Annotated in this window: 20 protein-coding genes; 9 read left to right on the top strand and 11 right to left on the bottom strand. The window is 69.3% G+C overall.

What is annotated here, in order from left to right; genetic code table 11:
* The first annotated feature begins 1 nt into the window (after position 1).
* The 3 genes from ASF28_RS00925 to ASF28_RS00915 are packed head-to-tail and all read left to right on the top strand — an operon-like array spanning position 2 to position 1,922.
* The gene (locus ASF28_RS00925; RefSeq protein WP_056086414.1) at positions 2 to 994 is read left to right on the top strand and encodes an NAD(P)H-dependent glycerol-3-phosphate dehydrogenase; all 993 of its coding nucleotides are present in this window, start codon (positions 2 to 4) and stop codon (positions 992 to 994) included.
* Positions 991 to 1,455, top strand: a complete 465-nt coding sequence (locus ASF28_RS00920) for an opioid growth factor receptor-related protein (protein WP_056086412.1) — start codon at positions 991 to 993, stop codon at positions 1,453 to 1,455. The genes ASF28_RS00925 and ASF28_RS00920 overlap by 4 nt, the downstream gene beginning before the upstream one ends.
* 50 nt (positions 1,456 to 1,505) lie before the next feature.
* A complete protein-coding gene (locus ASF28_RS00915) occupies positions 1,506 to 1,922 on the top strand; it encodes an EVE domain-containing protein (protein ID WP_056086409.1) in 417 nt (138 codons plus the stop codon).
* Positions 1,923 to 1,932: 10 nt separating this feature from the next.
* On the opposite strand, the gene ASF28_RS00910 is transcribed toward ASF28_RS00915, so the two are convergent.
* Both ASF28_RS00910 and ASF28_RS00905 read right to left on the bottom strand, forming a co-directional pair.
* Entirely contained in the window at positions 1,933 to 2,595 is a 663-nt protein-coding gene (locus ASF28_RS00910; RefSeq protein ID WP_056086406.1) for a response regulator, read from the bottom strand.
* The gene (locus ASF28_RS00905; RefSeq protein WP_056086403.1) at positions 2,592 to 4,019 is read right to left on the bottom strand and encodes an ATP-binding protein; all 1,428 of its coding nucleotides are present in this window, start codon (positions 4,017 to 4,019) and stop codon (positions 2,592 to 2,594) included. Before ASF28_RS00905 ends, ASF28_RS00910 begins: the two co-directional genes overlap by 4 nt.
* A gap of 110 nt (positions 4,020 to 4,129) precedes the next feature.
* Here ASF28_RS00905 and ASF28_RS00900 point away from each other — a divergent pair, with 110 nt between their 5' ends.
* Positions 4,130 to 5,101, top strand: coding sequence for a DUF6925 family protein (locus tag ASF28_RS00900; RefSeq protein ID WP_200912632.1), 972 nt, complete (start codon positions 4,130 to 4,132; stop codon positions 5,099 to 5,101).
* Positions 5,102 to 5,264: 163 nt separating this feature from the next.
* Entirely contained in the window at positions 5,265 to 6,125 is an 861-nt protein-coding gene (locus ASF28_RS00895) for a hypothetical protein (protein WP_056086400.1), read from the top strand.
* 275 nt (positions 6,126 to 6,400) lie between these two features.
* On the opposite strand, the gene ASF28_RS00890 is transcribed toward ASF28_RS00895, so the two are convergent.
* On the bottom strand, positions 6,401 to 8,119 hold the full coding sequence (locus tag ASF28_RS00890) for a DEAD/DEAH box helicase (protein ID WP_056086397.1): 1,719 nt from the start codon (positions 8,117 to 8,119) through the stop codon (positions 6,401 to 6,403).
* A gap of 282 nt (positions 8,120 to 8,401) precedes the next feature.
* Between ASF28_RS00890 and ASF28_RS00885 the strand changes: the two genes are divergently transcribed.
* On the top strand, positions 8,402 to 9,523 hold the full coding sequence (locus tag ASF28_RS00885) for a calcium:proton antiporter (RefSeq protein ID WP_056090999.1): 1,122 nt from the start codon (positions 8,402 to 8,404) through the stop codon (positions 9,521 to 9,523).
* A 25-nt stretch (positions 9,524 to 9,548) separates the two neighbouring features.
* Entirely contained in the window at positions 9,549 to 10,637 is a 1,089-nt protein-coding gene (locus ASF28_RS00880) for an NAD(P)/FAD-dependent oxidoreductase (RefSeq protein WP_056086394.1), read from the top strand.
* 7 nt (positions 10,638 to 10,644) lie between these two features.
* On the opposite strand, the gene ASF28_RS00875 is transcribed toward ASF28_RS00880, so the two are convergent.
* Genes ASF28_RS00875 through ASF28_RS21305 form a run of 3 tightly spaced genes read right to left on the bottom strand, consistent with a single transcriptional unit; the run spans position 10,645 to position 12,206 of the window.
* A complete protein-coding gene (locus ASF28_RS00875) occupies positions 10,645 to 11,361 on the bottom strand; it encodes an FAD-binding oxidoreductase (RefSeq protein WP_082475935.1) in 717 nt (238 codons plus the stop codon).
* Positions 11,354 to 11,959: a sulfite oxidase-like oxidoreductase gene (locus ASF28_RS00870; RefSeq protein ID WP_056086391.1), complete on the bottom strand. Its 606-nt coding sequence runs from the start codon at positions 11,957 to 11,959 to the stop codon at positions 11,354 to 11,356. The genes ASF28_RS00875 and ASF28_RS00870 overlap by 8 nt, the downstream gene beginning before the upstream one ends.
* A 55-nt stretch (positions 11,960 to 12,014) precedes the next feature.
* Positions 12,015 to 12,206: a YqaE/Pmp3 family membrane protein gene (locus tag ASF28_RS21305; protein ID WP_082475934.1), complete on the bottom strand. Its 192-nt coding sequence runs from the start codon at positions 12,204 to 12,206 to the stop codon at positions 12,015 to 12,017.
* A 172-nt stretch (positions 12,207 to 12,378) separates the two neighbouring features.
* Between ASF28_RS21305 and ASF28_RS00865 the strand changes: the two genes are divergently transcribed.
* Positions 12,379 to 13,248: a DUF2336 domain-containing protein gene (locus tag ASF28_RS00865; protein ID WP_162239967.1), complete on the top strand. Its 870-nt coding sequence runs from the start codon at positions 12,379 to 12,381 to the stop codon at positions 13,246 to 13,248.
* A 45-nt stretch (positions 13,249 to 13,293) separates the two neighbouring features.
* Complete coding sequence (locus ASF28_RS00860) at positions 13,294 to 14,043, top strand: hypothetical protein (RefSeq protein ID WP_056086386.1); 750 nt, start codon at positions 13,294 to 13,296, stop codon at positions 14,041 to 14,043.
* Positions 14,044 to 14,090: 47 nt separating this feature from the next.
* On the opposite strand, the gene ASF28_RS00855 is transcribed toward ASF28_RS00860, so the two are convergent.
* The 5 genes from ASF28_RS00855 to ASF28_RS00835 all read right to left on the bottom strand — a co-directional run bounded on the left by ASF28_RS00855 (position 14,091) and on the right by ASF28_RS00835 (position 21,441).
* Entirely contained in the window at positions 14,091 to 15,344 is a 1,254-nt protein-coding gene (locus tag ASF28_RS00855) for a DUF4167 domain-containing protein (protein WP_056086383.1), read from the bottom strand.
* Positions 15,345 to 15,807: 463 nt separating this feature from the next.
* On the bottom strand, positions 15,808 to 16,674 hold the full coding sequence (prmC, locus tag ASF28_RS00850; RefSeq protein ID WP_056086380.1) for a peptide chain release factor N(5)-glutamine methyltransferase: 867 nt from the start codon (positions 16,672 to 16,674) through the stop codon (positions 15,808 to 15,810).
* Positions 16,675 to 16,691: 17 nt separating this feature from the next.
* A complete protein-coding gene (gene prfA, locus ASF28_RS00845) occupies positions 16,692 to 17,777 on the bottom strand; it encodes a peptide chain release factor 1 (RefSeq protein ID WP_056086378.1) in 1,086 nt (361 codons plus the stop codon).
* 95 nt (positions 17,778 to 17,872) lie between these two features.
* The gene (gene ptsP, locus ASF28_RS00840) at positions 17,873 to 20,134 is read right to left on the bottom strand and encodes a phosphoenolpyruvate--protein phosphotransferase (protein ID WP_056086375.1); all 2,262 of its coding nucleotides are present in this window, start codon (positions 20,132 to 20,134) and stop codon (positions 17,873 to 17,875) included.
* 71 nt (positions 20,135 to 20,205) lie between these two features.
* Positions 20,206 to 21,441: an aspartate kinase gene (locus ASF28_RS00835; RefSeq protein WP_056086372.1), complete on the bottom strand. Its 1,236-nt coding sequence runs from the start codon at positions 21,439 to 21,441 to the stop codon at positions 20,206 to 20,208.
* Positions 21,442 to 21,606 lie beyond the last annotated feature (165 nt).

The following is a 21,606-nucleotide window of genomic DNA, read 5'->3' as shown; positions in this document are numbered from 1 at the left end:
CATGAGCAGACCAATCGCCGTGGTCGGCGGCGGTGCCTGGGGGACGGCGCTCGCCAACGCGGCCGCCGTCGCCGGTCATCCCGTGATCCTGTGGCTGCGCGACGCCGCCGCCGCCGCCCGCCTGGAAGCGACCCGCGAGAACGCGCGCTACCTGCCCGGCGTGTCCCTCCATGCCGCCATCCGCGCCACGTCCGATGCGCGAGACCTGCGCGACGCCGGAACGGTGCTGATGGTCACCCCGGCCCAGACGCTGCGGGCGGTCCTGTCGGACCTCGCCCCGTCCTTCGATCCGGGAACGGCCATCGTGCTCTGCGCCAAGGGGATCGAGCGCGGCAGCGACGCGTTCATGAGCGCGATCGCCGCCGACATCGTCGGATCCGACGCCCCCGTGGCCGTGCTGTCGGGGCCGAGCTTCGCGGCGGACGTCGCCCGCGGCCTGCCCACTGCCGTCACCCTGGCGGCCGCCGATGCGGGTCTCGCCGCCCGCCTCGCCACCGCCCTGTCGGGGCCGAACCTGCGCGTCTATCACACGGACGACGTGCGCGGCGTCGAGGTCGGCGGCGCTGGCAAGAACGTGCTCGCCATCGCCTCCGGCATCGTCGCAGGACGGGGACTCGGTGAATCGGCGCGGGCCGCCCTCATCGCCCGGGCGTTCGCCGAACTCATGCGCTTCGCCCGAGCCTATGGCGGTCGACCGGAGACCCTCATGGGCCTGTCGGGCCTCGGCGACCTCGTCCTTACGGCGTCGTCGCCGCAATCGCGCAACTTCGCCTTCGGCTTGGCGCTCGGCGCCGGAGCGTCGCCCGACGAGGCCGCCGGCGGCAAGCTCGCCGAGGGCGCCTACACCGCCGCCGCCCTCGTGGCCCTGGCCCGTGCCCGGGCCGTCGAAATGCCCGTTGCCGAGGCGGTCGCCGCCGTCGTGGCGGGGACGGCCAGCGTCGAGACCGTCATCGCCGCCCTCCTGGCGCGTCCGCTCAAGGGCGAGGCGGAATGAAGCCCGGACCGATCCACGCCTTCCTCGCCGGCTATGGCCAGGACGGTGCCGGGCGCCTGCTGGCGGAGGTGGTCGCGTTCGGCGATGCCCGGATCGAGGGCGTGCACGACTTCATCCAGTGGTGCTTCCCGCTTCACGAAGCGAGCCTCGCCGTGCCCGGTGCACCCGTCCTGACCCGCGCCGAGGCCGCCGCGATCCGGGCCGACGCGGCCGCCCTCGCAGGCCTGCGTGCGGGGCGCGACCGGATGATGCGCTTCTACGCGCAGACCGACGGCTGGCTGCGTACCCACGACCACAATCACCTGCGCATCACCCGTATCCTGCGGGCCCTGCGCGATCTCCTGGGATTGGCCGAGGCCCGCGCCTTCCACGATCTGGTGCTCGCGCGCAACGCCGGCGCCGGCGCCCCGGTCAATCCGGACAGTCTTCGTTACTGGTCCGCCGCCCTCGCGGGGGACTGACGGCCACGCTTCTCCGATGGTAAGGCATCCGCCGTTTCCCGGAGATCCGCATGGCCCACTGGCTCTACAAGTCCGAACCCGCCACGTGGTCGTGGGATCAGCAGGTCGCCGCCGGGGCCGCCGGCACCCAGTGGAACGGCGTGCGCAACCACGTCGCCAAGAAGAACCTCCAGGCCATGGAGGTCGGTGAGCTCGGTTTCTTCTACCATTCCAACGAGGGCAAGGCGGTGGTCGGCCTCGTCGAGGTGATCCGTCCGTACTATCCGGACGATTCCGACCCCACGGGCCGCTTCGGTATGGTGGACCTGTGCGCCGTGGCAGCGCTCCCCCGGCCCGTCACCCTGGAGGCGATCAAGGCCGAGCCTCGCCTCGCCGCCATGGTGCTCGCCAACAATTCCCGCCTGTCGGTGCAACCGGTGACGGAGGACGAATGGGCGATCGTGCGGGCGATGGGCGGGCTCGCCTGAGCCCGGCCGCTCACCCCTGCCGCTGCGCCTGCGTCACTGCCACGTGAATGAGTTCGGCGAGCGTGCGCACGCCGAGCTTCTGCCGCATCTGCGAGCAGGCGTTGGTGACGGTCTTGTAGCTCACCGACAGGTCGCTCGCGATGGCACCGTAGGACTTGCCCTGGGCCAGACGCGCCAGGATCTGCTGCTCGCGCGGCGTCAGCTGCGCCTCGGGCGTGCGGCGCGGGTCCGTCCGCAGCATGGCGACCTCCGTGGCGAGGCGGCGGTCGAGGTAGACATGGCCGGCGCGGACGCGGTCGAACGCCTCGAACAACTCGCCGGAGGCGTGGTCCTTGAGGACGTAGCCGAGGGCCCCCGCCTCAAGGGCGCGGGCCACGATGACCGGATCGTTGTGCATGCTGAACACGAGGATGCGCACCTGTGGATCGACGCCGCGCATCCGTCGGATCAGGGCGAGCCCCGCGAGCCCGCTCCCCTGAAAGGTCAGGTCGCAGATCACCATGGACGGCTTGAGGCGGTGGAAGGCGCGATAGGCCGATACGACCGTGGTCGCCTCGACGATGCGCTCGACACCGGCATCCTCCAGCACCCGGCGGCAGCCCTGGAGCACGATCGGGTGATCGTCGATGACGAGGACGGGCGCTCGCGTGAGGGTGGTGGGGATCGCATTCATGCGTCGGAGATCACGCTCGTGTCCTCGGACCGTTCGGAACCGAACGGTATCATGATCCGGACAACCGTCCCGGGCGACCCGTTGTCAAGCACCAAAGTGCCGCCGAGGGCTCCGACGCGCTCGCGCATCCCCGACAAACCAAGTCCGACCCGGTGATCGGGGGCGATTCCGCCGCCGTTGTCGCGCACGGTGATCATGAGGCGGCCCCCCGCTTCCTCATAGGCCTCCACGTTCACTTGGACCGCCCGCCCGTGCCGCACGGCGTTTGTCATGCTCTCCTGGATGCAGCGGAACACCGTCAGGTCGGTGACGTCGCCGTAGCCTGGCCCAAGTCCGTCGAATGTGCCGGTAAACCCGGTGCCCGAGTGGCGTCGGGTGAAATCCCGCAACAGCAGAACGAGGCAGTCGGGCAGGGGAACTTGACCCAGGGCGTGCGGACGCAGGCGGTTGAGGAGGTCGCGATTGAGGGTCTGGACCTGACCGACGATGGTGCTGATCTCCTCAGCGCGCTGGGCGAGCTTCGTCCGGTCGGGCGCGATCTCGGCCCGTGCCATGCGGATCACCGAGGCGGCGTTGGCCTCGAGGGCGAAGAGGCAAGGGCCGAATTCATCGTGGAGTTCCAGGGCCGTCGCCCGGCGCTCGTCGTCCTGGGCGGAGAGGAGTTGGCGATTGAGCCGGCCGTTGGCCGCGCGGGTCTCCGACAGGGCCTGGGCCACGCTGTTGAAGCGTGCGGCGATGATGGCGAGCTCGCGGGATGCCGGGGGGGCGAGGCGCGCGGTGTAATCCTGCCGTTCGAGCTGGGTCAGGCCTTCGGCGACCTGGGTCAGGGGTGCCAGCACCCGGCCGAACGCCACGTACAGGGCGATGAGCAGTCCGAGGCTGACGAGCAGGCTCGCCACCGACAGGGACACGGCGTAGCCCCAGACCTCGTCGATCTCGTCGCGGGGCTGGGTGGTGATCCGCGCCATCCCGATGTGCCTGCCCTGGACGACGATGGGCAGCTCGTGGCGGCGCGCCTCCGGCGCGATGAGGGCGACGAACCAGTGCGGGGCGTCGTGCTGGTCCCGGCGCAGGCGCGGGGAGGGCGCCGGCACGACGGCGCCCGACGCGTCGAGAACGGTGACGCGCACGTGACGCAGGCCCTGGACACGCAGGCGCAGGGTCTGGAGCAAGGTCTCGGGCGAGGCCGATTGCGCGAGATCGATGGTATCGGAGACAAGGAGCTCGACATTGGACAGGGCGGCCTTCATCTCGACCTCGACGGCCGAGCGCGCATTCAGCACGATGACACCGCACGACAGCAGGGCCGCCAGGAGATCGATGGCCAAAACCAGGACGATCATCCGCGTCCGCGTCGGCAGGCGTGCCCAGAAGGTGGGGGGGGCGGTCCAGACGGATGGGTTCGAGGCGGGAGCCGTCGTCATGTTCGGAGTGCCGGGGAACGGGGCGGGACGTAAGCCGCTTGTAGCCCACTCGCCATGGGATGGAACGCGCGGAGCACGGTTCTCCCGCGTCTACGCTGGACCCGCGGACCATGGTTGATCCGCGCGACGCGATTCGCGATCACCTCGCGCGGGCCCTCGACGATCCGGCATCGCGCTGGAGCCTCGGCGGGTTCGGCGCCGTGGCAGAGTTCGACTGCGCCGCTGGCGAGCCCGTCACGTGCCTCGGACGGTTCGGTCGGTTGACCCCGCGTGGCGCCCTGATCCTCGACCCCACCGACGACCTCGTGATGGTGGCCTACGAGACCGGCTTCACGGGCGGCTGGAGCCATTGCGTCGCCCTGTGCCTTCCCGCAGCCGGGGCCCTGGTGTCGGGTGTTGAAGTGGTCAACCTGCGGGGAGCGGATACGGGCGCCGCCCGCCCCCAGGATCGCGATGCCCTGATCTTCGACCTTGGACTTGGGATGCCGCAGGGCTGGGCCGGGCTTCGGACCCGAGATCCAGACCTCGTCGCCCGCCTGTCGGCGGCGTGCGGCGTGTCGGCCTTCGCGTCCGGCAGCCCTGTAGCCCGGCTTCTCGCCGAACGGCGCGTCGATGTGGTGATGGGAACGCCGCTCGGGCGGATCGAGGTGTTCGGTGGCCCTGCTGCGCCCGCCATGGGAGGGCCGCGTGCCTTCGTCGCTCCGCGGATGTTGCGGGCGGGCCGAACCCATGCGGCCACGGCGCCAATTCCACCGGGCCTCGTCCCCTGCGCCCATCTCCATCCGCCCCATCCGTGCCGTGATGCGGAGGGGCGGCCAATCCCATTCGATGCAGGCAATCACGCCGCGTTCCAGGCGGTGCTGTCCCGTTGGGGAGACCCTCGCCTCGTCGCCCTCAAGGAGCGGCTCGCAGCGGGCGAAGCCATGCCCCGCGGCGCCGGCCGAGCGGCGCGCGCGGTCGGCCGGGTCGTCGCGGCGCAGGTCGCATGTCAGGCTGAAAGCATCCTCGAACCCGATACCGGCAAGATGGTGCCTGGGTCGTCCCGGGACGTGGAGAAGTCGATCCGCGACACCACTCGTTAAAGCGTACGGCTTAATCCAGATACCAACCGGGTAATCTCGGGCTTCGACTGTCGATACGTTGCCGGACATCTTCATGCCCCATTGTCGGGATCAGTTCACGAACACGGCACCGCGTCAGCAGCTGAAAACGGCTGCAGGGTGCGTTCGGGATGAGTTCACGCTGATGTCGATTGCCCTCGATCCGTCCGAGATGCGCGCCCCCGGGGAAGGCCACGCCCCGGTCAAGCGGCGTATTCCCTCGGGCGTCGGCCGCCTCGCCCTGCTCACGCTCCTTGGAAGCGTCGGCCTCGTCGGCCTGTCGGCCGGAGCCTATTCGATGCTTTCGGGCCTGGCCGGTCCGCCGCCCTCCAAGGTACGCATGGGTCGGGTCTCGACCGATTGGCCCGACCTGCGCGACGGCGTGCCCGCGCTTGTCTCCAGTGTCGGTACGCCTGCGCCGATCGCGGCCCCGGCGGCCCCACCGGTGCGCGAGGCCGCCTTGGCCGATCCCGGTTCTGCCAAATCCCTCGCCGCGCCCATCGAGGTGATGACGGCCCAGCCCAGGGCGGTCGGGGCCAAGCCGGCCGAGATCAAGCCCCCGCAGGTTGTCAGCGTGGCGCCGGCCACCAAGCCCACCCGCCTGCCCGTCATCGAGAACGCCGCGACGCTGCCCAACGCACCCGCCGTCGCCCTCGTGGAGAAGGCTCGTACGGTGCCCCTCGTCGCCCCGACGCCCACCGAGACAACCCGCGCCCGTGCCACGACGGGCACTGCTTTCGCCGCCTTGCCGCCCGCCCCAGCAGAAGGCGCGTCCAAGCCGAAATCAGCCCCATCCGTGGCGCGAGCCAAGCCCGCTGCCAAGCCGGTTCCGGTCGCTGTCGAAAAGGTCGCCGCGGCTCAGCCGCCGCGGGCTGCCGAGCCGGAGGCCGAAGAGACCGAGATGTTCGGCATGAAGGTGCCGTCCCTGGCGCCCATGGGCCGCAAATTCGCCGAAGGCGTCGAAGCCCTGGGCAACGCCGTCAAGCGACTGCCCGAGCAGTTCTGAGGGCAGTTCGACCCAGGCCGAATCTGCCCGTCAGACTAGGCAAAGTGATCTGACCGAACGCTTCGGCGAACTTCATCCGGCTACCCAGCCCAGAGGTGGCGGGGCTGCGACCTCCAGGGATGCCCTCCGGGATCGCATGATTCCGAAACGCCCTCCTTCGGGGCCTCCGATCCACTCGATCCCATGAGATGACGATACATACGAGGAAGGCGCGATCCCTCGCGGGATCGCGCGTTCCTGGTGTCGTCACCTTACCCCTGCGCGGCGAGGCGCCGCTACGACTTCGCCTTGCTGCGCGGCTTCTTGCCGATTTCCCGCTCGTGGCGGGCACCGCGGGGGCTCTTGAAGCCCTTGGGGCCGCTGGCCTCCTGGTCGCTGCCGGCCCCGTCGAGGAGCGCCTCGACCTGAATTTCCGGCGATCCGTTCTTGGCGAAGGTCTGAGCGAAGCGCGAGGCCGCGCCGCCGCGCACCTCGAACTTGGTTTCCCGGTCGAAGATGCGGATGGCGCCGATCTCCTGACGGCCGATATTGCCGCGCCGGGTCAGCATCGGCAGCAGGCGGCGCGGATCGGCATTGTCGCGCCGGCCGAGGTTGAGCCGGAACCACACCGAGGGGCCTTCGGCGTCGATGCGTGCGGTATCGGCGGGATCGTAGATCGGCCGGGCCTTGCGCTCGGGGCCGGCGCCCGGATCGGTCACGTCCTCGGGCTCGGGCAGACGGGCACGGTAGATCCGGGCCAGGGCCGCGGCGAGTTCCTGCGGCGTGCGCCGGGCGAGCAGGGCCTCGCCCATGGCGACGTCTTCCTCGGCCGGGGCCTCGGTGAACAGCGGGTCCTGCCACATGCGCTCGCCGTCGAGGGCGCGGATCTCGTCCGCCGTGGGCGGGCCGGCCCATTCGGCGTTGACCTTGGCGATGGCCAGCATCTGCTCGGCGCGCCGGCGCTTGGAGGCCGGGATCAGCAGGACGGAGGTTCCCTTCCGCCCGGCGCGGCCCGTGCGGCCGGACCGGTGCTGCAGCACTTCGGCGTCGTGGGGCAGGTCGGCGTGGATCACCAGACTCACGGTGGGCAGGTCGATGCCGCGCGCAGCGACGTCGGTGGCGACACAGACCTTCGCGCGGCCATCGCGAAGGGCCTGGAGGGCGGCATTGCGCTCACCCTGGCCGAGTTCGCCCGAGAGTGCCACGGCCAGGAAGCCGCGCTCCGTCAACACGGCCTGGAGGTGGCGCACGGCGTTGCGGGTGTTGCAGAACACGATGGCGGTGGGCGCATCGGTGAACCGCAGGGTATTGACCACCACGTGCTCCAGCTCGCGCGGCACCACGCGCACGGCCCGGTAGGTGATGTCCTCGTGGCCGCGCTCCTGGCCCTTCACGGCGATGCGCAGGGCGTCGTTCTGGTAGCGCTCTGCCAGGGTCGCGATGGCCTTCGGCAGGGTCGCCGAGAACAGCAGCGTGCGTCGCTCCTTCGGGGTCACCGACAGGATGAATTCCAGATCATCCCGGAAACCGAGGTCCAGCATCTCGTCGGCCTCGTCGAGGACGACGGCGCGCAGATCCTGGGTTGCGAGGTTGCGGCGCTCGAGGTGGTCGCGCAGGCGGCCCGGCGTGCCGACGACGATGTGGGCGCCGTCGTTGAGCTGGCTGCGCTCGCGGCGCGGGTCCATGCCGCCCACACAGGAGATCACCCGCGCGCCGGTCTCGGCGTAGAGCCAGGACAGTTCGCGCTCGACCTGAAGGGCGAGCTCGCGGGTGGGCGCGATGACCAGGGCCAATGGCGCGCCGGCCGGGCCGAACCGCTCCGCGCCGTCGAGCAGGGTGTCGGCGAAGGCCAGGCCGTAGGCCACAGTCTTGCCCGAGCCCGTCTGGGCCGAGACGAGGAGGTCGCGCCCCTGCGCGGCCGCTTCGATCACCGCATTCTGGACGGGTGTGGGGTCTTCGTAGTCGCGCGCGGCCAGAGCTCGGGAGAGCGGGGCCGGCAGGGTCGGAAAGGGCACTGAGGAGCCTTGCGGGCAAACAGGCGAGAATCCGCCGGGAGTTGGCCGCGCAAAGCGCGAATCGATCCCCTCGGTGCGTGATTCCGGCCTCGATCGGTTACGGATACGGCGTCTTGTAGCGGGAACCGCGTCCGCGCGCCATCTCCGCGCACGCATGGGTGGCTTCCCGCACAGTTAAGTCTTGTCTTTCGGTCGTGCCCGTGACCCCCGTGGGCCATTCGCGGACGGCTCGACGAGATCTCGTACCTCGCGGTGCGAAGCCCGACGGTGACAGGGGGAATGATGGCGGCAGTATTGCGGCTGGTCGTGGCGTGGACGAGCGTCGCCGCCTTCTTCGTGTTCGGGCCGGCCTGGCTCGCCGACCTCGGGGCCCCGCTGTGGGCTTCGGGTCTGTTTCTGTGGCTGTTCCTCGTGATCCTGTGGGCGGCGTTCGGCGTGGTCCACGAGGCCGAGGAACTCGCCCACCGCCTCGGCGAGCCCTACGGCACCCTGGTCCTGACGCTTTCCATCGTCGTCATCGAGGTGGTGCTGGTCTCGGCGGTGATGCTGTCCTCCAAGGCGGTGCCGACGCTCGGACGCGACACGATGTTCGCTGTGTTGATGATCGTCCTCAACGGCATCGTCGGCCTCGGGTTGCTCATCGGCGGCCTGCGCCACCACCAGCAATCCTACAACCTTCAGGGTACCTCGGCCTTCCTGTCGGTGATCATCCCGCTCACGACCATTGCGCTCATCATCCCGAACTTCACCACCTCCACCATCGGCGGCACGCTCACCCCCGTGCAGGCGATCTCGTTCTCGGTCTTCACGGTGGCCCTCTACGGCATCTTCCTGCTGATCCAGACCGGCCGGCACAGCAGCTTCTTCATCCACGACGGCGGTCGCGTGGCGAAGTCGAACCCTGGGACCGTGAGCCCGGAAGCGGCCTCCGATGGGGAGGGTCGCGACACCGGTGCGATCCTCCGGCACGTGGCGCTTCTCATCGCCAATATTCTGCCCATCGTGCTCCTGTCGAAGAGTCTGGCCGCCATTCTGGACCACGGGATCGAGGCCCTTGGGGCTCCTTCGGCACTGGGGGGCGTGCTCATCGCCGCCATCGTATTCACGCCGGAGGGCATCAGCGCCCTCAAGGCCGTGGCGCGCAACGAACTGCAGCGGGCGATCAACCTCTGCCTCGGAGCGGCGACCTCCACCGTCGGTCTCACGGTACCGGCGGTTCTGGCGGTCGGCCTGCTCACGGGCCAGACCGTGGTGCTCGGCCTCGCGCCGACGGAGATGACGCTCCTCGTCGTCACCCTCATCCTCAGCACCCTGACGTTCTCAGGACTGCGCACCACGGTGCTCGAAGGCGCCGTCCACCTCGTGGTGTTCTTCGTCTACCTCGTGTTGATCTTCAGCCCGTGATTCACTGACACCCGGGAGCGACGATATGAGCGAGGTTCTGGTCATCGGAGCCGGGGTCGTCGGCCTCGCCGTTGCCCGTGCGGTCGCCCGGCGGGGCCACACCGTCGTGGTGGCGGAGGCGGCGGGCGTCATCGGCACCGGCGTCTCCGCGCGCAGTTCCGAGGTGATCCACGGCGGAATGTACTATCCGGAGGGATCGCTGCGCGCACGGCACTGTATCGCCGGCGCGGCGATGCTCTACGCGTTCTGCGCGAGCCACGGGGTGCCGCACCGGGCCTGCGGCAAGCTCATCGTCGCCACCGACGAGACGGAACGCGCGGCCATCGCCAAGATCCATGCGCGTGGTGTCGCCAACGGCGTCGAGGGCCTCACGCTCATCGATGGGGCGGAGGCCCGCACCCTCGAACCCAACCTCGCCTGTGTCGCCGCCCTGCACGCGCCCGGCACGGGCATCATCGACAGCCACGCCCTGATGCTCGCCCTCCAGGGCGACATCGAGGATCGCGGTGGCGCCATCGCGTTCCACAGCCCCGTGGCGGGCCTCGCCAGAACCGGCGGCGCCTGGGTCGCGACCGTGAACGGGGACGAACTCGCCTTCGACGCCGTCGTGAACGCCGGCGGTCTCGGCGCGCACGGCGTTGCCGCGCGCGCCGCAGGTTATCCCTCGGAGCGCATCCCACCCAGGATCCTGGCCAAGGGCAGCTATTTCGGCTGCCTCGGCCGTCCGGCGTTTTCGCGGTTGATCTATCCCGCGCCCGTCGAGGGCGGTTTGGGAATTCATCTCACCCTCGACCTTGCCGGGCGCATGCGCTTTGGCCCCGACGTCGAATGGATCGAGGCGGAGAATTACGACGTCGATCCCGGCCGCGCAGACGCGTTCGTGCGGGCGATCCGGCGCTACTGGCCCGGTCTGCCCGAGGGTGCCTTGACGCCGGACTATGCCGGCATCCGCCCGAAGCTCACGGGGGCCGGCGCGCCGGCGGCGGACTTCCTCATCGACGGACCGGCGGAGCACGGCTTGGCCGGCCTCGTCCACCTCTTCGGTATCGAGAGCCCCGGCCTGACGTCGAGCCTGTCCCTGGCCGAAGAGGTCGCCGACCGCCTGTGTCCGTGAGATCCCGTCAGCCGCCGAAGCGCTCGGTCCGAATCGCGCCGGGTGGGAGGCCTGCCTCGACGAGAAGGTCGGCCGCCGCGGATACGAACGGGTTGGCACCGCAGAGATAGGCGTGCCGCGGCTGCCCGAGGCGCGTCAGGGCCTCGCCCACGAGCGTCGCATCGATGCGACGACCGCCCTCCCGGGTGAGGCTCAGCACGAGGTCGAAGCCCGGCTCGTCGCGGGCACGCCGGCTCAGCTCGTCGCGGGCGATGGCCTCCGCCCCGTGACGCACGGAATAGAGCAGCAGGGCCGGTACCGCGGGAGCCGCCTCGGCCCGGTGACGCAGCATCGCCAGCAGCGGCACCACACCGGAGCCGCCCCCGATGAGAAGGAGGGGCCCCCCATCCTGCGCACGCCAGACGAACGCGCCGCCGATGGGGCCACGCAGTTCGATCGTGTCACCAACCTCCGCCACGCCATCGAAGAAGCTCGACACCTCGCCCTGCGCCGACCCCTCGACCATAAGCTCGATCGTGCCGTCGTTACCCGGTGCCGAGGCGATGGAGTAGCTCCGCTGCGCCTGATAGCCGTCCGGGGCCGTCAGACGCACATCGACGTGCTGGCCGGCCAAGGCGATCCGATCGAACGCAACGGCGAGCCTGAAGCTTTTCACTTGGGCCGTCACGGGCGTGATGCCGATGATGGTCGCACTCAGCCAGGGGAGGGGGGACGGTTCAATCACCTGTGAAGCGCTGCTCGCGCCATGGGTCGCCGTACATATGGTATCCGCTCATCTCCCAGAATCCGCCCTCGTCCTTCTCGGTGAAACGCAGACCCTTCAACCACTTGGCGCTTTTCCAGAAGTAGAGGTGCGGTACGAGCAGACGGGCCGGGCCGCCATGGTCGGGGGCGATCGGTAGCCCGTCGTAATGGGTCGCCACCATGGCGCGGCCGCCCGTGAGATCGGCGAACGGCACGTTGGTGGTGTAATCGTCATGTCCTTCGGCGAGGGCGAAGGCCGTTGGTGCCGAGATGCCGGCGTCGGCCAGAAGATCGTCGATGCCGACCCCCTCCCACGCCGTGTCGAACTTCGACCACTTCGTGACGCAGTGGATGTCTCCGCCCCAGCGGGTCCGAGGCAGGGCGCTGAAGTTCTGCCAGGTCCAGCTCTTTAGGGGACGCGAACCGACGCGCAGGGTGAAGCGCCACGTCTCGCGATCGACCCGCGGGGTCGGACCGATCTGCAGCACGGGGAAATCTTGCGTCAGGTACTGACCCGGTGGCAGGCGTTCCCGCGTCGCCTCCGATGGCGGTCGTCCGGTGAAGCCGCGTGTGCTCATGCTCACCTCGTTCGCATTACGGTTATCGACGCACTGCCTCGTTCGATCGGCGACGTCAGCGATCGCGCATGACGATCCAGAGGGCGTGGATCATGCCCGGGACGATGCCGAGGACGGTCAACAGGATGTTGAGCAGGAACTGCAATCCGATGCCCGCCGTCATCAGGACGGCGAGGGGGGGCAGGAAGATGGCAAGCAGGATGCGAACGAGATTCGACACGATGGCTCCGTGACGTGATGCGCTCATGGAAGGGCGGAGAGGCAACTGTACCGCTTGTCTCCGGGTTCCAGGTGGAGGTTTTTAAACCTCTGTCTGTAGGGATGTCGCTGACGCGGCATATTCCCGGACCATGATCCAGACGCTCATCCTCGATGTCGAGCACGCCGTGTCCATCGGAACACCCGATCAGCGGGCGGCGATGCTGCGCCGGATCACGGCCCTGTTCCTGGATCATGCCGTGCGTTTGGGCGAGACCGAGGTCGAGCCCTTCGATGCGATCCTCCTCCATCTGGCTCAGAACGTCGAGGTCGCGGCCCGAGCCGTCCTCGCCGAAGAAATCTCCGAGATTGCCAATGCCCCGCGACGGGTTGTCCGCGATCTCGCCTTCGATCCGGAGATTGCCGTCGCCGGTCCTGTGCTCACACGGTCCGAACGTCTGGCCGAGGACGATCTGGTGCGGATCGCCGGCGAGGCCGGCCCCCTGCATCTTGATGCGGTCGCACGCCGGCGGACCCTGAGCCAGCGGATCACCGAAATTTTGGTGACACGTGCCACCGCCGCCGCCCTACGCCGCATTGCCGGAAACGAAAGCGCGCTTCTGTCGGAGACCGGGTTCGCCGCGATGCTGGCGATCGCCCGGAAGGACGCAGTGCTCCGTGCGATCCTCGACCTGCGCCGTGCCGTGCCGGAATCCCATCGGGTAAGGAATGCCACGGCGAAGCCGGGGGCGACGGTCGACGTCGATCTCGACGAGAAAGCCGTCGTCGCCTTCATCGCGCAGGGGCGGGTGGACGACGCGCTCCTCGTCATTGCCCGCATCGCCCAGGTGCCGCCCGCCGTGGTACTGCAGGCCTACCGGCGCAGCGACACCGACCCCCTGCTCTTTCTCGTGCGCAGCGTCGATTTCGGCTGGGGCACCCTCAAGCACCTGATCCAGTCGCGGCCCGGCCGGCGCTTGCCGCCCGAGGAGATGCGCGGCGCCTTCGAGGCCTTCCAAGCTCTTTCGGTCGCCACGGCGCGCCGCTCCGTCCGCTTCAACGCGGCTCAGGGCGACACCAGGGTCGCTTGACCCTCCGACGTACCGGCCTCACCCCTCCCGACTCCGGAGGGTGACGTGCTGCTCGATCTGTTCCACCTCCTGACCACACCGGTGCCGTGGTCACATCGGCGGCGCGGCTACCTGCGCGAGAGCGTGCTGCTCCTCTCCCGCTCGCGTCGGTGCCGGGCGGCCTGGACTCCACACCTCGCACAGGCCCGCGCCGTGATCACGCAGGCTTGCGAGGGGCTGGCGCGGCGGCGCACCGTCGTCGTCCTCGGCTCGGGCCTCCTCGACGACGTGCCCCTCGATTGCCTGGCCGCACGCTTCGCAGACGTGCGTCTCGTCGACGCCGTCCATCCCTGGCCGACCCGGTGGATGGTCCGGACCAAATCCAATGTCACCCTGGTGACGGCCGACCTCACGGGGCCGGGCGCCGTCCTCGTCCACGCCGCCGGGCCTGAGGTCGATCTCGTGATCTCGGCCAACCTGCTGTCACAACTGCCGATCCTGCCCGTCGACGAAGCCGGGGCGACGGAGCCGAGCCTTGGACGGGACATCGTCCGGAGGCATCTCGACGAACTGACCCGTCTCTCCGCCCGGGTCTGCCTCGTCACGGATGTCGAACAGATCGAGGAGGACCGCGACGGTCGCGTCACCGATCGCCTCGACCTTCTCCATGGTGTGCTCCTGCCGGTCCCGGACCGGATCTGGACCTGGGACCTCGCGCCGTTCGGTGAGAGCGCGCGCCATCGCCGCCTCATCCACCGTGTTCACGGCTATGCCGATTGGCATGCCGCCGTGCCCCGCGCCGGCGGCGGTCCCTGAACGCGAAAAGCCGCCCCGGAGGGGGCGGCTTTCCAGAGGGACGAAACCTATTCGGTTCCGGACGACGAGTCGTCGGCGCCCGTGACACCGGGTTCCGCGCCGTCCGTTCCCTCGAAGCGGGCGCGGCGGCGGCGGCGCGGCTTCGGCGCGGCCGAGGCTTCGTCCGTCCCGGCCTGGACCGGGACCTGTGGCGCTGTTGCGTCGGTCGCCGGAGCCTGGACCGGCCGCTCGACCGGAGCGGGCCGGGGCGGCGTCATCAGGAAAGCCGGCAGGCCGGCGACATCCTCGACCGGCGCGCGCTCGCTTTCCTCGCGACGCCGGCTCCGCCGGGGCGGGGCGTCCACCGGGCGACGGGCTTCCGAAGGCTGGAAGTCCTGCCGCGGTGCTTCCTGCCGAACCGGCTCCTGGCGAACGGGCTCTTGCCGAACGGGATCTTGGCGTTGAACGTCCTGCCGATGGGTATCCTGCCGGACGGGCTCGTGTCGCGGAGACTCATCGCGACCGATGTCCTGAGGCACGTCCCCCCCGCGATTGTTCTCGAAGCGCTGTCCGTTGTTGCGCCGTCCGTACTCCTGCCGCGGCTGATCCTGACGAGCCTGATCCTGCCGGGGCTGTTCCGGGCGATCCCGATCCTGTCGCGGCTGGTCCTGACGGCTGTAGTCCGGCCGCTGATTGTCCTGTCGCGAAGGATCTTGCCGAACAGGATCTTGCCGAGCAGAATCTTGCCGCGACGAATCCTGACGATTGTAATCCTGGCGCTGGCCATCCTGGCGCTGATTGTCGAAGCGCTGCGGCCGCTCGCTGCGGTTATTGAAGCGGTCGCGCCGGTCATTGCGGTCGTTGCGATTCTGCCGGTTGTCCGGCCCGCCATCCTGCCGGGCGTTCTCGTGGCGCTGACCATCCTGCCGCCCCTCGTAGGCCGGAGGCTGATAGGCGGGCTGGGGCTGCTGGCCCGGATCGCCGTAATCGTCGTTGTAGGATTGGGCGGCATAGCCGAGGGGTGCGCCCTGATCGTCGCCGCCATCCTCGTCGCCGTCGTCATCGAAACCGTTACGGGCGTAGCCGCCGGCCTGAAGCCGGTTCTGCTCCTGCGCACCGGAGATGATGCGGAAGTAATGCTCGCCGTGCTGAAAATAATTCTCCGCCGCCACGGGATCGCCGCTTGCCTGGGCGTCACGCGCCAGCTGAGCGTACTTATCGGCGATATGCTGTGCCGTGCCGCGAATCTTGACGTCGGGACCGTTCGATTCGTAGGAGCGGGTCAGCGGATTGGGACCCTTGGGGCGGTTGCGACCGCGCACCCGTCTGTTCTGGTTTGGTCTCATCGGTCTCGATTGACCCTCGTTGATACGGGAGCGTCTGGTGAGGCGGTCCGGGACCCGGCGGTTTTGAGCCAAGGTCGGGCCGAGCCATGGTGACCCGGTGATGGCTGCCGCGGGATCCGGTTTGTCAGGTCAGCGATCAGGACTCGCCGTGCTTGCCGTCTGTCCCGGTCCACCGAGGCTCGCGCTCGCGTTCAGGCGCTCTTCGGTTTTCAGGCTCGAAGTGACCAAGCTCCTGCGCGTCGTCTCGTTGCGCGCTAGCCTGATCGTGGGGAGATCGCCGAGAAACGTCGCGGACAAGAAGCCGGCACCATCTCTGCCACGACCCGTCTCAACAGGTCGTTTTCGATCTGCCAAGGAGCGTATCCGGTTGCCGATGCGGCAACAAGTGTTTTTTCGCGCTACCGCCGGTTGTTCGCTGCGCTTTCTTCAGGGAACCGATTCAGGATTCGTTAAAGGCGACCACGCGGGCATGGCCGGAGAGGTCGTGCGTGACGCGTCCCTCTGCGAAGCCGAGATTTCGGCCGATGGCGAGGACCGCGTCCGCCTGATCGTGTCCGACCTCGAACAGGAGGCTTCCACCCGTCGCGAGGCCCACGGGCCCCGCCGCGATCTCGGCCAGGATGCGCCGGTAGGCATCGAGACCGTCCAGGCCGCCGTCCAGGGCCGCACTCGGGTCGTGCAGGCGCACCTCGTCGGCGAGCGTCGCGATGGCGGCGGCGGGGATGTAGGGCGGGTTGGAGACGATGAGGTCGAACCCGCCGGCGAGTCCAGCGCACCAATCGGCGTTGAGGAAGGCTGCCCGGTCGCCGACCCCGTTCGCGCTGGCATTCGCGCGCGCCTGGATCAGGGCTTCGACTGAACGGTCGAGGCCGATACCGAAGGCGCGGGGCCGTTCGGTGAGCAGTGCCACGAGGATGCAGCCCGAGCCGGTACCGAGGTCGAGGATGCGCAGGGGCCGCGCCCGGTCGGAATGGCGCTTCAAGGCCGCTTCCACCACGGTCTCGGTATCGGCGCGCGGCACCAGGGTGTCCGGGGCGAGACCGAAGGTCAAACCCCAGAACTCCCAGCTGCCGACGATCCGCGCCACGGGCTCCCCTGCGAGGCGACGCGCCAAGGCCCGGGACAGGGACGCGGCACCGACTGCGCCGATGGGCTCGGTTCCGCGGAGGATCAGTTCCGTCCCGGTGAGGCCGAGGACGTCGAGGACGAGGAAGCGTGCGTCGTTGTCGCCGATGCCCGCATCGGCGAGACACCGGGTGACGTTTCGGAGGGCATCCGCGCGGGTCGTCCCTGCGACGAAGGTCATCGGGGCGGAGCGCCGTGTCAGGCCATCCCCTCGGCCGCCAGGAATTCGGCCTGATGTTCGGTCACGAGGGCATCGATCAGCTCGTCGAGGGCTACGCCCGCCAGCACCTCTTCGAGCTTGTACAGGGTCAGGTTGATGCGGTGGTCGGTCACTCGCGCCTGCGGGAAATTATAGGTGCGGATGCGCTCCGAGCGGTCGCCGGAGCCGACCTGCGACTTGCGGTCGGCGGCACGCACGGCGTCCTTGGCCGTGCGCTCGGCATCGTAGAGCTTCGAGCGCAGCAGCTGCATCGCCCGCGCCCGGTTCTTGTGCTGCGACCGCTCCTCCTGGACGAAGATCACGATGCCGGAGGGCATGTGGGTGATGCGGATGGCCGATTCCGTCTTGTTGACGTGCTGACCGCCCGCCCCCTGCGACCGCATAGTGTCGATCTTCAGGTCGGCATCGTTGATGACGATATCGACCTCCTCCGCCTCCGGCAGCACCGCCACGGTGGCGGCGGAGGTGTGGATGCGCCCCTGCGTCTCCGTGTCCGGCACGCGCTGGACCCTGTGGGCACCGCTCTCGAACTTCAGGCGGGCGAACACGCCCTTGCCCTTCACCTCGGCGATGACCTCGCGGTAGCCACCCGCGGTGCCCTCGCTCTCGGAGATCACCTCGACCTTCCAGCCCTTGGCGTCGGCGTAGCGGCCGTACATGCGGAACAGGTCGCCGGCGAACAGGGCCGCTTCGTCGCCGCCGGTGCCGGCGCGGATTTCCAGAATGGCGGATTTCTCGTCGGCCGAATCCTTCGGCAGCAGGATGAGCTGCAGGGCGCGGTGCGCCGCCTCAAGCCCGGCCTCGGCCTCCGGCTTCTCGTCGGCGGCGAGCCCCCGCATCTCGGAATCGCTGCCCGGCTCGTCCATGAGCGCCTGGATGTCGGCGAGATTGGACGCCGCCGCCCGGTAGGCATGGATCGCCGCGACCACGCCCTCGAGCTCGGACAATTCGCGGGACAGCTGGACGAAGGTCTCGGAATCGGCCGAGCCCGCGCTCAGGGTCGCGGTGACGATGTCGTGGCGCGTCAGGATGGCGTCGAGACGGTCGGAGGGAATAGGGGTCATCGCCCGTGGGGTACTCTCACCAGTGATTCGGGTTTGGCGGCGTCGCCGCTGCTGCAAACGGGCGAGCCCGCCAGGCAGGCTAGTGTTTCGGCCCGCTAGATAGGTACGCCGTGCGCCTTGGCGAAGGCGGTGAGCGCGGGCCGCAGGGTTTCACCGTCGCCCGCGCGCGCCATCTCGGCGTCGATGAGAGCCGCGATCGCCGAGGCGTCGAGGCCCAGCACCATCGCCTTCACCGGACCGATGGCGGCCGGCGACATCGACAGGTGCCGGAAGCCCAGACCGATGAGGGCCATGGCTTCCAGCGGCTTGCCGCCGATCTCTCCGCAGACCGTGGCCGGGCATCCGGCGGCGGCGGCGCGCTCGGCGATGAGCCGGAAGGCGCGAAGCGCCGGGACGCTCAGGGTGTCGAAGCGGTTGGCGACCCGGCGATTCTCGCGGTCGACGGCGAACAGGAATTGCATGAGGTCGTTCGAACCCACCGACAGGAAGTCGGCGGCGCGCGCGATCTCATCGATCTGGAACAGTAGCGAGGGCACCTCGACCATCACGCCGAGACGGCAATCGCTCGGCAGCGGGTGGCCATGGCGGCGCAGATGCGCCTTCTCGCGCTCGACGATGGCCTTGGCGCGGGTGAACTCGTCCACCGTCGCCACCATGGGGAACATGATCTTGAGGGGGCGTCCGGCCGCCGCGCGGAGCAGCGCACGCAACTGCACCCGCAGGAGGGCCGGCCGATCGAGGCCGATGCGGATCGCACGCCAGCCGAGCGCCGGGTTCTCCTCCTCGAGGGCCGGCATGTAGGGCAGAATCTTGTCGCCGCCGATATCGAGGGTGCGCACCGTCACCGGCAGGTCGCCCGTGGCCGCGAAGACCGCTTCGTAGAGCGTCTGCTGCTCGGCCGCCGAGGGCATGCGCTGGGCGACCATGAACTGGAGCTCGGTGCGGAACAGGCCGATGCCGTCGGCGCCCGTCTCCGCCAGGTGGGTGAGGTCGATCAGGAGACCGGCGTTGAGCTGGAGGCCGATGGCGACCCCGTCGCGTGTCACCGCGGGCAGGTCGCGCAGGGCGCGGTACTGCTCCTGCCGCTTGGCGCGCACGCGCACCATCTCGCCGTAGGCCGCCTCGATCTCGGGTCCGGGACGGACCTGGATCTCGCCCGTGGCGCCGTCGACGATGATCGCGTCGCCAGCGTCGCACAAAGCCGTGGCGTTGGTGATTTCACCGACCGCCGGGATGCCGAGGGCGCGGGCCACGATGGCGATGTGGCTCGTCGGGCCGCCTTCCTCCAGCACGACGCCGCGCAAAGCCGTGCGGTCGTAGTCGAGGAGGGCCGCCGGCCCCATGGAGCGCGCGACGAGGATGGCGTTCTCGGGCAGCACCCGGTCGCCGTTGCCCTCGTGGCCGATGAGGGTGCGCAACAGGCGGTTCGCGAGGTCGTCGAGGTCGTGCAGGCGGTCGCGCAGGTAGGGGTCGCTCTGGCGCATCATCCGCGCGCGGTTGTCCGACTGGACGCGCTCGACGGCGGCCTCGGCCGTCAGGCCGGACTGCACGGCCTCGCGCATCCGCCGCAGCCAGCCCTTGTCGTGGGCGAACATCCGCACGGTCTCGAGGACCTCGCGCGATTCGCCGGTGCCGATGCTGTCGCCGCGCTCCACGAGGTCGTCGATGGCCGAGCGGACTTCGCCGATGGCGAGTTCGAGGCGCTCGACCTCGCGATCGACATTCTCGGCGATGAGTTGCTTCACCACGATCCGCGGCTCGTGCAGCACCACGTGCCCCAGGCCGATGCCGTCGGCCAGCGCCACGCCGCGCTGGCTCACGGCGCGGCGTGCCACGGGTCCGGTACCGGGCGCGAGCGCCTGGAGTTCGCCCGAGGCGATCATCTCGGCGAGCACCATGGCGGTGGTCTGGAGCGCCTCGATCTCTTCCTCGGAATAGACCCGGTAGGTCTTGTTCTGCACGACGAGCACGCCGAGGGTGTTGCCAGCGCGCAGCAGCGGCACGCCGAGGAAGGCGTGGTAGGCTTCCTCTCCCGTCTCCGGGCGATAGGAGAACGACGGGTGCGACTGGGCGTCGGAGAGCGACAGGGGCTCCGCAGTCTTGGCGATGAGGCCGACGAGGCCTTCGTCCGAGCGCATGCGCGTCAGATGGACCGCCTCGCGGTTGAGGCCCTCGGTCGCGAACAGCTCGAGGGTGCTGTCGTCGCTCAGGACATAGACCGAGCAGACCTCCGCAATGACGTTGGCGGCGATCAGTGTGACGATCCGGTCGAGGCGTGCCTGTGGGCTGACCGGCTCCGCCATCGCTTCGCGGAGGCGGCGCAGCAGCAGGCGCGGGCCTCCGGGCGCAGCGGGCATGGTCTCCTCGATCCGGCTTCGGCTACAGCGGAGTCACGCGCAAGATTCGTGCGTGTGACGATCGCACCTGTTCAGGCTTGGTCGAGGCCGTATAGCGAGTGGAGCGTGCGCACGGCAAGCTCCGTATAGGCGGAGTCGATCAACACGGAGAACTTGATCTCCGACGTGGTGATCGCACGAATGTTGATGCCCTTCTCGGCCAGCGCCCGGAACGCCTTCGCGGCGACGCCCGCATGGCTCCGCATGCCGACGCCGATGGCCGAGACTTTCACCACGTCCGTGGCTCCCTCGATCTGGGCGAACTCGATGACACCGCTCTGCGCATCGAGGATTTTTCGCGCGCGGTCGTAATCGGCGGAGGGGACCGTGAAAGTCATGTCCGTGGTCGACTGGTCGCCCGACACGGTCTGGATGATCATGTCGACGTTGATGTTGGCGTCCGCCAGCGGGCCGAAGATCGCGGCCGCGATGCCGGGGCTGTCCTTGACCTGACGCAGGGTGATCTGCGCCTCGTCCTTCGAGAAGGCGATCCCGGTGATGATCTGCTGTTCCATGGTCTCGTCCTCGTCGCAGATGAGGGTTCCGGGGCGGGCGTTGTCCGGCGGGTCGAAGCTCGAACGCACGGTCGTCGGCACCCGGTGCACCATGGCGAGTTCGACGGAGCGGACCTGGAGCACCTTGGCGCCCAGGGACGCCATCTCCAGCATCTCCTCGAAAGTCACCCGCTCCATCCGCCTGGCCTTCTGAACCACGCGCGGGTCGGTGGTGTAGACGCCGTCGACGTCCGTGTAGATGTCGCAGCGCTCCGCGCCGATGGCGGCCGCGACCGCCACCGCGCTGGTGTCGGAGCCGCCCCGGCCGAGGGTGGTCACCCGGCCCGTGGCCTCGTGCATGCCCTGGAAGCCGGCGATGACCGCGACCTCGCCGCGCTTGAACCCGGCATCGAGGCGCGCGCCGTCGATCCCCTCGATGCGGGCCGAGCCGTGGGCGTCGGAGGTGAGGATCGGGATCTGCCAGCCCTGCCAGGACCGGGCGTTGAGACCGGCCTTGCGTAGGGCGATGGCCAGCAGGCCGGCGGTGACGAGTTCGCCCGAGGCCACGACGGCATCGTACTCGGCCTCGTCGTAGATCGGATTCGCATCCTTGACCCAGGCGACGAGCTCGTTGGTCTTGCCCGACATGGCCGAGACCACCACGGCGACGTCGTAGCCGGCGGCAACCTCACGGGCGACGTGGGCCGCCACGTTGCGGATGCGCTCGACATTTGCGACGGACGTGCCGCCGAACTTCATCACCAAACGGGGCATGCAGCGTCCGCGCTGATTCTCGGGGAAAGGGACCGTGGTTCGGGCGGGCCGATGATCGCCCGCGTCGCTCCGCGGCTGTACCCGACAGGGCTTCGGCGGGTACAAGGGCAACCCGAGCGTGTCAACAATCGGGGCCATGGGGCCGCGACCCATCCCGGTACTGTT

It is taken from the genome of Methylobacterium sp. Leaf99 (assembly GCF_001422375.1).
In the GTDB taxonomy this organism is placed as follows: Bacteria; Pseudomonadota; Alphaproteobacteria; order Rhizobiales; family Beijerinckiaceae; genus Methylobacterium.
Note: the sequence above shows the minus strand (reverse complement) of the source record. Positions and strands in the feature narration are given on the sequence as shown.